Here is a 14,158-nt window from a genome sequence, read left to right as displayed (position 1 = left end):
GCCGAACTGTAGTCGGGTCTTAGGCCTTCAGGTTCTTCTTTGCCGCGCGGCGCAGCTGGATGATGCGCACCCCACCGACCAGGGCGGTGAGCGCTGCACCGGTGATGGCCGCGAACAACACCGTGATGCCCAGAGGCATCTGGATCTCCCACGAGAGGAAGTGGGTGGTCGTGTCCGTCAGGTTCTGCAGAATGAACACCAGCAGCAGAATCAGGATCAACAGGCCAAGGATGACGCCGGTCCAAGTCGCCGCCGCACGGGTCCGCTTGACCGCATCTTCCTTCTTGACGGCCTTCGCGGGGGGCAGAGGCGCCTGCTCTCCAACGGGGACGTCGATAGATGCATCGGCAACCGGAGAGTCCGGAGTCGTACCGGGGTCACTGGTCATACGTTCATCATTTGCTACATAGGCGGTTATTGCAAGCGCCCACGGTCGGTTTTTCGCGGAGAACGCCCAGTGGATACCGCGAAAAGCCGCCGCTTGGCGCAGGTCAGGCGCGGATAGTTCCTTGGCCCGCGATCAACGGCAAATCCAGCGGCGTCAGGAAGCCAGGTTTAGCGTCGATGACCGCGGGTATCGCGTTGATGGCCCGCATCCCGGTGGCAAGGCAGCCGCCGATCGCGCCATCACCGGTGCGTTCGTCTCGGAACACCGTCTCCTGGGTGATGTTCGGGCTGCCTTTGATCTCGATGCGGTACGCGTCGTTGTCGACCGACTGTGCCCGCGGCCAATGCGGTGCGGTGTCATTGGTGATCCGGTTGACGTGCTCGATGACGATCTTCGGCTTACCGCCCACCCAGCCGCGGATCTCGAATCGCACTGCGGCACAATGACCCGCCTCGATGGTGCCCGTGTTGGGTTCCGCGCCGTAGGCGATCTCGGTTGGCGTCGCCCACTTTTCGTAGACGGTATCGATCTTGTCGAGTTTGACCCCGACGGCGTCGGCGATCATCGGAATGGTGTGGCCCCATGCCAGGATCAGCACCTCGGGGATCTCCAATACCGCCGGTTGGTCCATGGGCGCGCCCAGTCCCATCGGCATGCTGAAATCACCGTTGTAGTACTGGTAGTCGAGGAGTTCCTGTACCAGAACAGAATCGACCCGTCCGCCCACGCCGAGCAGGGTCATCGGGAACAGATCGTTGGCGAAGCCGGGGTCGATACCGGTGGTGAAACAGGAGGTCTGACCGTCCTCACAGGCCTGCTTGATATCGGTCAGCATCTCGGGCGGGCACACCTGCGGGTACACCCACGGCGTCATCGCGGTGGAGACGACGTTGTGCCCACTGCGCAGCGCCCGGGACATGTTGTCGATGTTTTCCAGCGCGTACTGTGCCGTCGGTCCGAAGTACCCGACGGTGCCCTCGGTGCCCAGCGCGGCGTCGATATCGGTGGTGGCCGCCAGTCCAATCGGGTGGCTGCCGACCAGGGTCCCCACGTCCACGCCGTCCTTGGCCGGATCGTGTACCAGGACGGCGGCCAGCTCGAATACCGGATGGTCCAATAGTTCGCGGATCACCAGCTTGCCGACAACCCCTGTGCCCCAGACGATGACGGGATACTTATCACTCATGCTCTACCCACTCTCTTCGCGTAAGCGCTCATCGGAAAAACTCCCCACCATTGACGAATAAGGTCTGCCCGGTCACCATGCGTGCCCGGTCGGATGCGAAGAACACCACCGCGTCGGCGACGTCTTCATCGGCGGGCATCTCGCCCAGGGGGAACTTGGCCGTCAGTTCCGCCAGCACCTCCGCTTCCGTGATGCTGCGCTGCTGGGCGACCAGACCGATGTACAGCTGGATGGGTGGCCCGTACATCCAGGTCGGCACGACCATGTTGAGCCGAATCTTGTGCGGCCCGAGCTCCTTTGCCAGCTGATACATGGCGTTCTGTAGGGCTCCCTTGGACGTCGCATACGCGGCCTGGGGCAGCTGTGGATGAAATGCCGATTGTGAACCGATGAAGACCACCGACCCGCCGTTCTTCTTCAGCTCCGGTACGGCCGCCTGAACGAGTTGGAGCGTGCCGACGACGTTCGTGCTCAGCATCGCCTGCCACTGGGCCAGATCCGCACCCTCGATACCGCCGAACACGTCCTCCTTGGCAGCGACGTTCACCAGTGCGTCCACCGCGCCGAACCTCTCGACGGCCGTGTCGATGAGGCCTTGGCACGCCTGTGCGTCGGTGATGTCGGTGACGGCCCACGCGGCGGTGCCGCCCGAATCATCGAGTTCGGCGGACAGCTTTTCGAGGTTTTCCCGGGTCCGCGCGCCGAGCACTACATTCGCGCCGTCTTGGTGCGCCTTGAGCGCGACCTCGCGGCCCAATCCAGTGCCTACACCGGATATCACCACCGTTTTTCCGGAAAGAAGTCCTGTCATCGGCTGCCTTTCTCTCTGTGACCCACACCTCAACGTTACACAGTGTTACGATATTTGCAATGAGCACCGATGAGTTACCCGTAGGCAGGGGCCGCCGCCGCAGCTCCGATATCGACACCAAGGCGCTTGCTGCTGCGCGTGAGCTTCTGGTGGAGCAGGGCTGGGACGCCACCACCATGGTTGCGATCGCCGAGCGCGCCGGAGTGGGCAAGCCGGCGCTGTACCGCCGCTGGCCCTCGCGCGCGCACCTGGTGTTCGAGGCGGTTTTCGGTTGGACGGCGCCCACCCGGGAGATGAGCGCCGCCGCGGGAGTTGGCGACTGGGTCCGGGAATCCTGCTCGTACACAGCCGAACTCTTCGAACGGCCGGATGTCATCGCGGCCGCACCCGCGCTTCTCGGCCAGATGCGGACCGATCCCGAATTGGGGCAGGCGCTGTGGGCAAGCTTCGGCGAGACGGGTGCCGAACTTCTGTCGCAGGTGATGCGCGCGCAGCGTCCGGAGATCGGGCAGCACGAGGCGCGCGATCGGGCCAACGCCACGATGTTGATGATCATCGGAGCGAATGTCCTCGCTCGTCAGCTGCTTCCCGATGAGCAGGCGGAGGCGGTTATCAAATATTTGCCAGAGCTCTTGGCTGGGCCGGGTGGAACTCCGGAAACCACGACCCCTACTGGTTAGCCACCGGAATCTTCGTGACGGTAAAGCCGGGCGAGGTGACGGTTGCCCGGTTACTGTCGGAGAATGCGCAGGGCTGCACGACTCCTCGCCACCGTCATGGCCGCGGTTGTCTTCAGCGGCTGCGGTAACGCCAATCCCCTGGGCGGAGGACCCCTTTCGGGCGACCTCAATACGCTGATCGTCGGCTCGGCCGACTTCCCCGAATCGAAAGTCGTGGCCGAGCTGTATGCACAGATATTGCAGACCAACGGCTTTCACATCACGAAGCAGCTGGGCATCGGTAGCCGCGAGACGTACATCCCGGCGGTCAAGGATCATTCGATCGATCTCATCGCCGATTACACCGGAAATCTGCTGCGCTACTTCGAGCCGGAGGCCACCGCCACCAAGCCCGATGACGTCGAGCTGGCGCTGTTACGCACGCTCGACGGCGATCTGGACATTCTGTCGCCCTCGCCGGCCTCGGACGCGGACACGCTGTGCGTCACCAGGGCCACCGCCGACGCATGGAATCTGCACTCCATCGCCGATCTCGCAGCGCACTCGGAGGAGGTAAAGGTCGGTGCGCCCTCGGAATTCCTGCACCGCAGCGTCGGCCTGGCCGGACTCAAGGCGAACTACGGCCTGGACATCCCGGAGTCGCGGTTCGTGGCCATCAGCGATGGCGGCGGACCGGCGACAGTCAGGGCGTTGTTGGACGGAACGATTACCGCGGCCAACATATTCAGCACCTCACCCGCCATCGCCGAGCATGATCTGGTGGTGTTGGACGACCCCAAGTTCACTTTTCCGGCCGGCAATCTGGTGCCGTTGGTCAACGCGCAGAAGAAATCCGAGAAGTTGAAGAAGGTGCTCGACGCACTGTCCGCACGATTGACCACCGCGGACCTGACCAGGCTCAACGCTGCGGTATCCGGCAACGACGGCGTCGACCCCAAGGAGGCTGCGCAGAAGTGGTTGATGGACAAGGGTTTCGATAAACCGATAGGGAACTGATCGCGTGATCACCTTCGAGAATGTCACCAAGAAGTACCCCGACGGGACTACCGCGGTCGACGATCTCACCATGCACGTCGACAAGGGGTCATTCACGGTGTTCGTGGGGCCATCGGGATGCGGCAAGACCACCTCGATGCGGATGATCAACAGGATGACCGACCTGACTTCCGGTGTGCTGATCGTCGACGGAGAAGATGTCAGGACGGTGGATCCGGTCAAATTGCGGCTGGGTATCGGATATGTCATCCAGAACGCAGGCCTGATGCCGCATCAGCGTGTGGTCGACAACGTTGCGACAGTGCCGGTGTTGCGCGGCGAATCCCGGCGTGCTGCCCGCAAGGCGGCTCTGGACGTTTTGGAACGGGTGGGGCTCGATCCAAAACTGGCCAGCCGGTACCCGGCACAGCTCTCGGGAGGCCAGCAACAACGTGTCGGGGTGGCGCGTGCACTTGCCGCTGACCCGCCGATCCTGCTGATGGATGAACCCTTCAGTGCCGTCGACCCGAATGTGCGCGATGACCTGCAGGCCGAGATGCAGCGCCTCCAGGCCGAACTCAATAAGACCATCGTCTTTGTCACGCACGATATCGACGAAGCCGTCAAGCTCGGGGACAAGGTCGCAGTCTTCGGGCCTGGCGGGGTGCTGCAGCAGTATGACGAGCCTGAGCGGGTGTTATCCAACCCGGCAAGCGATTTCGTCGCCGGATTCATCGGGCGTGATCGGGGCTATCGAAGCCTGCAGTTCCGCGAGGCGGGGGAGTTGCCGCTGTACGAGATCAGGCAGACCGTTGAAACAGAGGTCCCCGACCTCATCATCGCCCCGCGCAGCTGGGTGCTTGTCTGCAATCCCGATGGCACGCCATTCGGCTGGATGGACGATGCCGGGGCAGAGGTCTACCGGTCGGGAAAGTCGTTATACGACAGCGTGATAGCGGGCGGCTCATTATTCGGTCCGGACGGGACATTGCGGCAGGCTCTCGATGCCGCACTGTCCTCGCCATCCGGGCTGGGTGTGGCTACCGATGCGGACGGCCGCGTTCGCGGGGGCGTTCGCGGGGATGACGTCCTCATCGCACTGGATCGGCAGCGCCGTACCGGGCAGCGGTGAGATGCGTTATCTCTTCACCCATCTCGGCGACGCCTGGCAGCTCTCACTGATCCATATGCGGCTGTCACTGGTCCCCGTCCTCATCGGGTTGGCCATCGCGATTCCTTGTGGCGCACTGATTCACCGGCACCGGACCGTACGGCGGGTCACCACGGTGATAGCCAGCATCGTGTTCACCATCCCGTCGCTGGCTCTGTTCGTGGCGTTACCCCTCATCATTCCCACCCGGATACTCGACGAGGCCAATGTGATGGTCGCGCTGACGCTGTACACCACCGCGCTGCTGATCCGTGCCGTACCGGAGGCGCTCGACGCCATTGCCCCACAGGTGCGTGATGCGGCCACCGCGGTGGGATACCGGCCGTTGGCCCGCCTGGTCCGGGTCGAGCTGCCGCTATCCATACCGGTGTTGGTGGCGGGCCTGAGAGTCGTTGCCGTCACAAATATCTCGATGGTCTCGGTGGGCTCGGTGATCGGCATTGGTGGCCTGGGTACCTGGTTCACCGAGGGCTACCAGGCCAACAAGAGCAGCCAGATCGTTGCCGGGATCATCGCGATCTTTCTGCTGGCCGTCGTCGTGGATTCGCTCCTGGTGGTCCTCGGCCGCGCGGCGACGCCATGGACCAGAGCGACGAAAGCCGTTGGTGCAGTGTGAACTTTCTCTCTGATGCACTCGGCTACATATTCACCGCGTCCCATTGGACGGGCAACAGCGGGCTGGGCACGCGGATTGGTGAGCACCTGCAGTACACCGCGATCGCCCTGCTGGCCGCGGTGCTCATCGCGGTGCCGATAGGTCTGGTCATCGGGCACACCGGCCGCGGCACGTTTCTGGTAGTCAGCGCGGTAAATGCGCTACGCGCGCTGCCGACGCTGGGTGTGCTGCTGTTGGGTGTGCTGCTGTGGGGTCTGGGTTTGGTTCCGCCGACCGTCGCGTTGCTGCTGCTGGGGGTGCCGCCGCTGCTGGCGGGAACCTACTCCGGGATCGCGAACGTGGACCGCACGGTGGTGGAGGCGGCGCGTGCCATGGGGATGACTGAACGCCAGGTGCTGTTCGGTGTCGAGATACCCAACGCGTTACCGCTCATCCTGTCGGGCTTGCGGACAGCGACGTTGCAGATCGTCGCGACCGCGACCGTCGCCGCCTACGCGAGTCTCGGCGGGCTGGGCCGGTACCTCATCGACGGCATCAAGGTCCGGCAGTTTCACTTGGCGTTGGTCGGCGCCCTCCTGGTGACCGCGCTGGCCCTGCTGCTGGACGCGGTTCTTGCCTTCGCGGTGTGGCTGTCAGCCCCGGGCACCGGGAGGCTGCGACCGGCTCCGCGCGATCTCACCGGCGACTCAGGGGCGGGGGACACCGGCGTAGAGGGGCGGGTCGAACCAGGCCGGCAGCCCGCGGCACAACCCTGATGGCCCGTTGAAGGCCACCTCGCCGGACCGCAACGCATCCGACCACGCGGAGTCACCGCGCCACACTCGAGTGAGGCTGCGCAGCTGGGCCGTCACGCCGATGTTCACGTCGAAGCCGGGGTCGGCATCGCAGAGATCGGCTGCCTCGGGCGTGATGATCAGCCACCAGTGCCGCTTATCCGCCGTGACATCGCCGAAGTGGAAGTGCAGCACCGTTCGGCCCTCGGGGACCGCGCTGCCGATGACATGGCGGCGCATATCCCAGAGCAGCAGTTTAGGATCCAGATCCTCGTCGCCGATTTCGCCGATCCACCGGATTCCCCACTGGCTCAGCATCTCGACAACGGGCCGCAGCTCACGACCGGCGTCCGTGGGTACGTAGCGGTTGTCGTGGCGTTCGACGATTCCGGCGCGCACCAACCGGTCCAGCCTCTTGGACAGCAGCGTCGGAGACATTCGCGGCACTCCGCGTCTAATATCGTTGAAATGCTCACTGCCGAGTAGCAATTCACGCACGACCAGCAGTGTCCAGCGCTCGTCGAGCAGCTCCATCGCCTTGGCGACGGGGCAGAATTGGTAGTACGACGCACCCATGGATGAACGGTAGGCCGCCGACGTCACGGTGAACAGCCCCAGTACAGATCTTGTACTAGCCCGCGGGGCGGTGATCCTTCTAGCGTATGTACATGAACGCAGAGACAGCCCAAGGAGTTTCGTTGTGGGCACTGGGCAACTACGCCGCGGTGGCTTCCGAGGTGATCGCGTCGCTCGGCCCGGTTCTCGTCAAGGAGTCCGGCGTGCTCCCCGGTGCCCGGGTATTGGATGTCGCGGCCGGATCCGGGAATGTGGCGATCCCCGCGGCGGCCGCCGGCGCGAAGGTGGTGGCTTCCGATATCACTCCCGAGCTGCTGGATGCGGGGTGCGCCGTGGCCGCTGCGGCCGGCACCGAAATCGATTGGCAGGTCGCGGACGCGCAGGCGCTCCCGTTTGGCGACGACGAGTTCGATGTCGTGGTGTCCTGCGTCGGGGTGATGTTCGCCCCGCGGCACCAGGCCAGCGCGGATGAACTGATCCGCGTCTGTCGGCCGGGCGGAACCATCGGCCTGATCAACTGGACACCGCAGGGATTCATCGGCCACATGTTCGCGACCATGAAACCGTTCGCGGACGCTCCACCGCCCGGCGCGCAACCGCCCCCGTTGTGGGGAGACGCGGCCCATGTGCGAACACTCCTTGCGGACCGGGTCATCGAAGTCACCATGGAGCGGCGGATGCTGACGGTCGACCGGTTCGCCACCGCACAGGAGTTCCGTGACTTCTTCAAGGCCTGCTACGGGCCGACGATCACCGTCTACGCGGCAATCGCGGATGACGCGGGCAAGACCGCCGAACTCGATGACGCACTTGTCGAGCTGGCACGACGACACGATCGCGGCGATGGACGACTGGTGATGGACTGGGAGTACCTGCTCTACGTCGCGCACAAGCGGGGGTGATCGGAGGCAGAAAGGGCTCACGAGGGCTCAATTTGCGCGGTCGCCTACGGTAGACGGGTGAGTAACCCCAGTCAGACTGACGCGGCGACCGGTCCTGCCGTGCTGACCTGGCGCGCCCATGACGCGTCGCGTATGGAATCCACCCGGGTCCAACTGTCGGGCCGGCGCATCCGTGCGCATGGCCGTTTTGTGGCCGGCGCATCCGACGCTCATCCCGCTTTCAGCGCCTCATACGACCTGGTGACCGACGAGACGGGTTCCACCAACCGGCTGTCGCTGTCGACCACCGTTGCCGAAAGGGAACGGCAGCTGTCCATCGCCCGGGACGAAGAGGGCATGTGGACCGTGCAGAACCACGAGGGCGCGACGCGCTCCGCCTTCGACGGGGCTCTGGACGTCGACGTGGTGTTCAGCCCCTTCTTCAACGCACTTCCGATCCGTCGGACCGGCCTCTACCAGCAGGAAGGAAGCGCAGTGCTGCCCGTTGTCTACGTGACCCTCCCGGATTTGGTCGTCAGCCCCGCCACCATTAGCTACCGCAACGACGGCACGGGCATCAAGGTGGTCTCGCCGGTCGCCGACACCACCGTCACTGTCGATGACGAGGGATTCCTGCTGGAATACCCCGGTCTGGCTATCCGGATCTAGGGCACGGTCCGCAGCACACCGCCCTGCCGCCCGGCCTCGGCCAGTTGCTCGCGCCAATGAGCGTCCTCCCGGCTGATACCGGTGATGTCGAACCGTTCGTGTGCTTCGTACCGCTGCCGCGCGGCGTGACCGGCCTCTACCAGCAGCTCCACCGAGCTCTCGGCGTTCAGGGTGTTCCACGTCGCCGCGAGCAGCGCCATGGCCTCTTCGAGGGCCGGCAGCACGCCATGCGGATTGGATTCGCACATGGCGCGCACCAGCGACGGATCGGTGGCGGCCACCCGGGTGCCGTCCCGGAACGATCCGGCAGCCAGGGAGTACGCCAGCGGGATCCCGTCGGCGGTGACGGCCAGGGCCTCGGCGAGCAGGTGCGGCAGATGCGAGATGGCGGCGGCGGCGTCGTCGTGCTCGTCCGAGCGTGCCGGGACCACGACCGATCCGCAGTCCAGCGCCAGCCGTGTCACCTGTGCGAACACCTGCGGATCGACGTCGTCGTCGACGCTGACGACCCAGGTCGCGTCGCGGAAGAGCTTGGCGTCCCCGGCGCCCCACCCCGACTCCGTGGTCCCCGCCATGGGATGGCCACCGACGAATCGTTGCGCCAGGCCGTGCTCGGATACCTGTTGTAATACAGCCGATTTCACGCTGGTGACGTCGGTGAGCGGGCATTCGGGGGCCAGCTCCGCGATGCGCGTCAGGAGTGCGGGCAAGGCCGGGACCGGTACCGCGAGCACGATGAGAGCCTGGGCGTTGCGGGCACGCCGCAACGCCAGATCCAGATCGGCGGTGGTATCGAAACCTGCCGCGCGTGCGGCGTCTGCGCCCTCCGCGGAACGGTTGTACCCCCAGACGTGCCGCCCTGCGGCGGTGGCCGCGCGGACCAGGGAGCCGCCGATGAGCCCGAGGCCAAGTACGCAGATCGGAGGGCGTTGGTGGTCGTGTTCGGCGGCGTTCATCCCATCAGGTTGGCACACGTGACCAAGTTGTTTGTGGTCACAACACGGGGTGGGGCACTAGCGTATTGCCCATGGACGCACAACGTGCCAAGGCCGCAGGGCCCAGCGCCGAAAGCCTGGAGGGCTTCGGCGTGGCCGTCGTTCGTGAAGAGGGTCACTGGCGGGTGACGTCTTTGAAGACCGGAGCGCTCACCGATTTGGCGGCTGCCGAAACCGAGCTACGCGAACTACGCAGCGCCGGTGCAGTGTTCGGCCTGCTGGATGTGGATGAGGAATTTTTCATCATTATTCGCCCGGCACCCTCGGGAACGCATCTGCTCATTTCCGACGCCACGGCGGCCATCGACTACGACATTGCCGCCGAGGTGCTCGACCGGTTGAATATTCCTGTCCCGGAGCTCGATTCCGATGAGCTCGCCGAGGTCGATCCGTGGGAGGAAGGCGATCTGGGCCTGCTCTCCGATATCGGGCTGCCCGAGCCGGTACTCAGTGTGATCCTCAGTGAGACGGATCTCTATCCCGATGAGCAACTCGGGATGATCGCGGCGCGCATGGGCTTCGCCGACGAGTTCGGTGCGGTGCTCGACAAGCTGGATCGGTGACGTTTCCGGACGACGAGGCGCTGATTCGCGCGGCGCTGGTGGCCGCCGGGCAGGCCGGTGCCGACGATGTGCCGATCGGTGCGGTGATCTATGCCGCAGACGGAACAGAGCTGGCTCGCGCCGCCAATGCTCGTGAACGCCTGGGCGATCCGACGGCACATGCCGAGGTTCTCGCGTTGCGCGAGGCCGCCGCGAAGCATGGTGACGGCTGGCGGCTGGAGGGGGCGACGCTGGCGGTGACCGTCGAGCCATGCACCATGTGCGCCGGCGCGTTGGTGCTTGCGCGGGTTAGTCGCGTGGTGTTCGGGGCCTGGGAACCCAAGACCGGAGCCGTGGGATCACTGTGGGATGTGGTGCGGGACCGTCGGCAGGCGCACCGCCCGGAGGTGCGCGGCGGCGTGCTCGCCGATGAGTGCGCGGCCCTGCTTGAGAGCTTCTTCGCAGCGAAAAGGTAGGTGGCCCGCCCGGCGCTGATGAGTCGGGGTCGCACGCCGGACGGGCCGATTCGGGAGGTTTAGCGGTGCCAGTCGTTGCCGGGGCCACGGCCTAGGCCGTGATCAGGTCCGCGGTCGGGTCCGCGGTTGTCCCCCGGGCCGGGGCCGTTGTCGCGCCAGCGACCGTCGTCGCCGCGCCAGTCGCCGGGACGGTCGCGGTCGAGAATGCCGTCGGCGTGGCATTCGCCCCAGTTCATGTTGAGGCCCCAGATCGGGTTCCAGAACTCGCCGGGACACCAGTGATACGTGGGCGCCGGAAGCTCTGGAGCCGGGGCGGCATTGGCGGTGGCGGCGAGGCCGAGCCCGCCTGCGGCTATGGCTGCGGAAGCGGCAAGTCCAACGAGAATTTTCATAAAGTAAGCAAAGCATTATTTGCTGGCAATCAACGTGTGCTATGCGTACAGTGCGCTGTAAATATGCTGTCAACCAAGATATTTCGTACATATGGAACAGGTTGTTCATTGCGCTTTAGTGACACATGGCAAACAATCCCACCGGCTGGAGTGAGTCCGGCGGGTGGGGTTGTTTCTCGATGACGTTGGGCTAGGGCCTCCAGCCGCGATCGTGGCCGCGTCCCCAGTCTCCGCGGTCATGGTCATGCCAGTCACCGCGATTGTCGCGCCAGTCGCCGTCGCGGTCGCGATGCCAGTCGTCGTGGCATTCGCCGAGTTCCCAGTTGAATCCCCAGATGGGATTCCAGAACTCGCCCGGGCACCAGTGGTAGTCGGGGGCGGGGAGTGCCGGTGCCGCATCGGCGGTCGCCGCGAGGCCGAGCGCGCTCGCGACAATGGCCGCGGATGCTGCGATGCCTACAAGAAGTTTCATTGGTCGGGGCCTTCTCATCGTGATGGTGTCGATCTGCTCGTGCCGGTCTCGCTGATCGCCAGACGGCGTCCGCCCGCCCCGAGAGACGGATGCCGCGATGCCAGCGAGAACCTGCACAAGCACGATGGAAGGCCACTTTCCTTGGAGCCACGCCGCTGATTTCGTACAGCACGCTGCGAGTTTCCTGCCAGCCATGCGACTTCACGCATATGGAAGGCGCCTTGCTAACGCTGCCGCGTGATAGCGCGATATATCGCTTTCGCCTGCGGCGGCGGGTGCGCCCGTCGCCGGTTGCCCGGTCAGCCGATTGGGGGATCGGGCCGGCCTGCCTGTAGTCTCTTCGGCGGTGGCGTGTCCGAGCGGCCTAAGGAGCACGCCTCGAAAGCGTGTGACGGGTAACCCCCGTCCGAGGGTTCAAATCCCTCCGCCACCGCCATTACCCTCTGACTGTTAGCGCAGTCTGGGGGTATTTTATGTTCGCCGGAGCCTCTAATTCCTGGCAGGCGCACGTGTCCTATCGGGCCGAAGCAACGATCACCGGTCAGGGCAAGGCCGTGATCCAGGATGCCGAGCTAGAGACGGGGTATTTCGTAGGCTGCCGTACCGACTCCTCGTCGGGGGTGGAGTCGGGCGGCGACCTCGGCCTCACGCTTTCGCAGCAGGTCAATGGACAGGTATACGGAGTCGGCTACGGCAACGGCGGCTCCAGTGGCGGCGGGGGTGGCGGCGGTTTCGGCGGCGGCTCGGTCGGGGGTTCTCTTGGGGCGCAGGAACATATCGGCGGCTACATGCGCGTCCTACTCAAACCTGGCGGTTTGGCGCGGTTACCGATGGACCGCATCAACTTTCGCAATATGAAAGCCGTCTCGCGGGTGCGGACCCAGAACGTCGAAGCTGACGGCTGCGGCGGTCAGGTGAAGATCCAATCCTTCGCCACGTTCCGCATCCGCACGGAGAACGGCAACGACACTCAGACGCTCTACGGCGAACCGAAAGACCTGTGATGACCAGTCAGGCGGCTGTTGCTGCACGCCCGGGTGCCGGTGAGGGGTCGGCGCCCGGTGAAACCTTGGCCAATCTGGTTGACAAGTTAGCTGAGCCGTCATATGGTGCCATTGAACAGCCTAGTTCCGCCATCGTAAGTTTTCTCGATTGGACGGCGACGAGGAAATGGGCCCGGTCGACAGTGGGGAGCTTGGGGGAGATGGCGCAGATCATGACTTGCCGTCGTCTTGCAGAGCGTTCTGCCTCCAGCACATACATTCGAGTCGGTTCCCGCCAGCATCGCCGGAGCTGGATCGCGCTTGTGCTGGGTGTGCTGGTTGTCACCTCGGCGATCATGGTTGACACCGCCACGCGCGCCTCCGCCGATCCTGGTGTGCCGCCGCCGAAGCCGATACCGTATCCGGTGGCCCAACCCGACGACATGCCCCGTGTGCAGAACATTGGTGGGGCGCAAGCGAAAACGAACACCCCGCTGGGTTTGGGGCCTGGTGTTGGCCCGCCGTTAGCGGCAGCACGGGAACGCTCCAACGCCACCATCTCACCGTCCGCCACGGACGGCACGGTGTTGCCGACAGCGATCGGCAACAAGACCGTCACACTGCATTTGCCGCATGAGCGAGAACTCACCGCAGCCCAGTGGGGTGACGGGGGCAATGCGACATTCACCTCCCCCGATACCGATTACCGGATCACCCCATTCGCCGGGGGCGGTGCCGACGTGAACATTGTGCGCCGCACTATTTTCGCGCCCGAGGACTTCACCTTCGGGCTACGAGTCCCCGAGGGCACCCATGTGCGCCAGGGCGTCAACACGGTGCTAGTTGAAAGCGACGCTTCCCCGGGCCATCCCGCCACCGCGATTGCCACCGTAAGTGTCCCGGTCGCCCGCGACGCCAAAGGCAATCCAGTACGGGTCACCCCGGTGATCCACGGCGACTACGTCTATCAACAATCCAACCTGCGCCTGGAGATGGGGCCCGCCGATATCTTCGCGTTCCCCATCACCATCACCCTGGCCTACCGAGCCTCCAGTATTCCGGCCACGGGCGCCCTGGCCTCGGATTGGGACGGCCTGCCTGAGGGCGGTGGCCCGCCCGAGGCGGTCAAGGCGGCGCAAATCATCGCCCCGCCAACCGATTACGTATCCGATCCGGCAGGGGCGCTGCGGCCCGCGAACGTCGATGCCGCCCTATACAGCCAGCGGCACGCCAACACGTGCCTGTCGGGGCCCAACGAGTACCGCTCCGAAGACGGCCGCACCGCCAGCTTCCTCGGATCATGCCAGCGCCAGGCCATGTGCCTAGACGTGGCCCCGGCCCGTGGTTCGGCCGACGTGTGTAAGAACCAGGCATTCGCCAACATGTCCGCCCAATGCACCGCCGCCTTCGGACAAACCGGCGACCAATACGACACCTGCCTGGCAGTGGCCAACGGCCACGCCGCCTGGTCCAAAGAAAACCTCTTGACGGACCCGCTGTGCCAACCCGTCACCGCAGGCGTGGACACCTCCCGGCTGCCCTCCAATAACAACCGCTACTGCCGCACCTAAA

At 64.8% G+C, this 14,158-nt stretch carries 17 protein-coding genes, 1 tRNA gene and 1 pseudogene; 12 read left to right on the top strand and 7 right to left on the bottom strand.

Annotation, left to right across the window (positions count from 1 at the left end):
* Positions 1-19: 19 nt before the first annotated feature.
* The 3 genes from B4383_RS12530 to B4383_RS12520 form a co-directional block, all read right to left on the bottom strand.
* Positions 20-388 carry a lipopolysaccharide assembly protein LapA domain-containing protein gene (locus tag B4383_RS12530; protein WP_078290644.1) on the bottom strand — a complete coding sequence of 123 codons (369 nt, stop codon included), beginning with the start codon at positions 386-388 and terminating at the stop codon, positions 20-22.
* Between the two features lie 103 nt (positions 389-491).
* Positions 492-1,574 carry a dihydrodipicolinate reductase gene (locus tag B4383_RS12525; protein WP_078290643.1) on the bottom strand — a complete coding sequence of 361 codons (1,083 nt, stop codon included), beginning with the start codon at positions 1,572-1,574 and terminating at the stop codon, positions 492-494.
* A gap of 28 nt (positions 1,575-1,602) precedes the next feature.
* On the bottom strand, positions 1,603-2,385 hold the full coding sequence (locus tag B4383_RS12520) for an SDR family oxidoreductase (RefSeq protein WP_078290642.1): 783 nt from the start codon (positions 2,383-2,385) through the stop codon (positions 1,603-1,605).
* A gap of 59 nt (positions 2,386-2,444) precedes the next feature.
* Between B4383_RS12520 and B4383_RS12515 the strand changes: the two genes are divergently transcribed.
* The 5 genes from B4383_RS12515 (at position 2,445) to B4383_RS12495 (ending at position 6,582) form a co-directional block, all read left to right on the top strand.
* The gene (locus B4383_RS12515; protein ID WP_078290641.1) at positions 2,445-3,065 is read left to right on the top strand and encodes a TetR/AcrR family transcriptional regulator; all 621 of its coding nucleotides are present in this window, start codon (positions 2,445-2,447) and stop codon (positions 3,063-3,065) included.
* Positions 3,066-3,128: 63 nt separating this feature from the next.
* A complete protein-coding gene (locus B4383_RS12510) occupies positions 3,129-4,061 on the top strand; it encodes an ABC transporter substrate-binding protein (RefSeq protein ID WP_078290640.1) in 933 nt (310 codons plus the stop codon).
* Between the two features lie 4 nt (positions 4,062-4,065).
* Positions 4,066-5,172: an ATP-binding cassette domain-containing protein gene (locus tag B4383_RS12505; RefSeq protein WP_078290639.1), complete on the top strand. Its 1,107-nt coding sequence runs from the start codon at positions 4,066-4,068 to the stop codon at positions 5,170-5,172.
* A gap of 1 nt (position 5,173) precedes the next feature.
* Positions 5,174-5,827 carry an ABC transporter permease gene (locus tag B4383_RS12500; RefSeq protein ID WP_078290808.1) on the top strand — a complete coding sequence of 218 codons (654 nt, stop codon included), beginning with the start codon at positions 5,174-5,176 and terminating at the stop codon, positions 5,825-5,827.
* On the top strand, positions 5,824-6,582 hold the full coding sequence (locus B4383_RS12495) for an ABC transporter permease subunit (protein ID WP_078290638.1): 759 nt from the start codon (positions 5,824-5,826) through the stop codon (positions 6,580-6,582). The genes B4383_RS12500 and B4383_RS12495 overlap by 4 nt, the downstream gene beginning before the upstream one ends.
* On the opposite strand, the gene B4383_RS12490 is transcribed toward B4383_RS12495, so the two are convergent.
* Positions 6,514-7,176 carry a helix-turn-helix domain-containing protein gene (locus tag B4383_RS12490; RefSeq protein WP_078290637.1) on the bottom strand — a complete coding sequence of 221 codons (663 nt, stop codon included), beginning with the start codon at positions 7,174-7,176 and terminating at the stop codon, positions 6,514-6,516. The genes B4383_RS12495 and B4383_RS12490 overlap by 69 nt on opposite strands.
* A gap of 92 nt (positions 7,177-7,268) precedes the next feature.
* Here B4383_RS12490 and B4383_RS12485 point away from each other — a divergent pair, with 92 nt between their 5' ends.
* Positions 7,269-8,078 (top strand): class I SAM-dependent methyltransferase, encoded by an 810-nt coding sequence (locus B4383_RS12485; RefSeq protein ID WP_286143806.1) that lies wholly within the window; start codon positions 7,269-7,271, stop codon positions 8,076-8,078.
* Positions 8,079-8,177: 99 nt separating this feature from the next.
* The gene (locus tag B4383_RS12480; protein ID WP_078290635.1) at positions 8,178-8,726 is read left to right on the top strand and encodes a putative glycolipid-binding domain-containing protein; all 549 of its coding nucleotides are present in this window, start codon (positions 8,178-8,180) and stop codon (positions 8,724-8,726) included.
* On the opposite strand, the gene B4383_RS12475 is transcribed toward B4383_RS12480, so the two are convergent.
* Positions 8,723-9,682, bottom strand: coding sequence for a prephenate dehydrogenase (locus B4383_RS12475; protein WP_078290634.1), 960 nt, complete (start codon positions 9,680-9,682; stop codon positions 8,723-8,725). The two genes, B4383_RS12480 and B4383_RS12475, sit on opposite strands and share 4 nt — an antisense overlap.
* A gap of 71 nt (positions 9,683-9,753) precedes the next feature.
* On the opposite strand from B4383_RS12475, the gene B4383_RS12470 reads away from it, so the two are divergent.
* Entirely contained in the window at positions 9,754-10,284 is a 531-nt protein-coding gene (locus B4383_RS12470; RefSeq protein ID WP_078290633.1) for a tRNA adenosine deaminase-associated protein, read from the top strand.
* Positions 10,281-10,739 carry a nucleoside deaminase gene (locus tag B4383_RS12465; RefSeq protein ID WP_078290632.1) on the top strand — a complete coding sequence of 153 codons (459 nt, stop codon included), beginning with the start codon at positions 10,281-10,283 and terminating at the stop codon, positions 10,737-10,739. The genes B4383_RS12470 and B4383_RS12465 overlap by 4 nt, the downstream gene beginning before the upstream one ends.
* A 59-nt stretch (positions 10,740-10,798) precedes the next feature.
* Here B4383_RS12465 and B4383_RS12460 read toward each other — a convergent pair whose 3' ends face one another.
* Together B4383_RS12460 and B4383_RS12455 are read right to left on the bottom strand one after the other, a co-directional pair.
* Positions 10,799-11,131, bottom strand: a complete 333-nt coding sequence (locus B4383_RS12460; protein ID WP_078290631.1) for a hypothetical protein — start codon at positions 11,129-11,131, stop codon at positions 10,799-10,801.
* A 190-nt stretch (positions 11,132-11,321) separates the two neighbouring features.
* A complete protein-coding gene (locus tag B4383_RS12455; protein ID WP_078290630.1) occupies positions 11,322-11,603 on the bottom strand; it encodes a hypothetical protein in 282 nt (93 codons plus the stop codon).
* Between the two features lie 345 nt (positions 11,604-11,948).
* Here B4383_RS12455 and B4383_RS12450 point away from each other — a divergent pair.
* The 3 genes and pseudogenes from B4383_RS12450 to B4383_RS12440 all read left to right on the top strand — a co-directional run bounded on the left by B4383_RS12450 (position 11,949) and on the right by B4383_RS12440 (position 14,157).
* Positions 11,949-12,039 (top strand) — tRNA-Ser (locus B4383_RS12450).
* A 43-nt stretch (positions 12,040-12,082) separates the two neighbouring features.
* A pseudogene (locus tag B4383_RS12445) lies at positions 12,083-12,607 on the top strand (MspA family porin); the annotation flags it as partial.
* Positions 12,608-12,942: 335 nt separating this feature from the next.
* Positions 12,943-14,157 carry a hypothetical protein gene (locus tag B4383_RS12440; protein ID WP_078321077.1) on the top strand — a complete coding sequence of 405 codons (1,215 nt, stop codon included), beginning with the start codon at positions 12,943-12,945 and terminating at the stop codon, positions 14,155-14,157.
* Position 14,158 lies beyond the last annotated feature (1 nt).

The organism is Mycobacterium sp. D16R24 (assembly GCF_002013385.1).
In the GTDB taxonomy this organism is placed as follows: domain Bacteria; phylum Actinomycetota; class Actinomycetes; order Mycobacteriales; family Mycobacteriaceae; genus Mycobacterium.
Note: the sequence above shows the minus strand (reverse complement) of the source record. Positions and strands in the feature narration are given on the sequence as shown.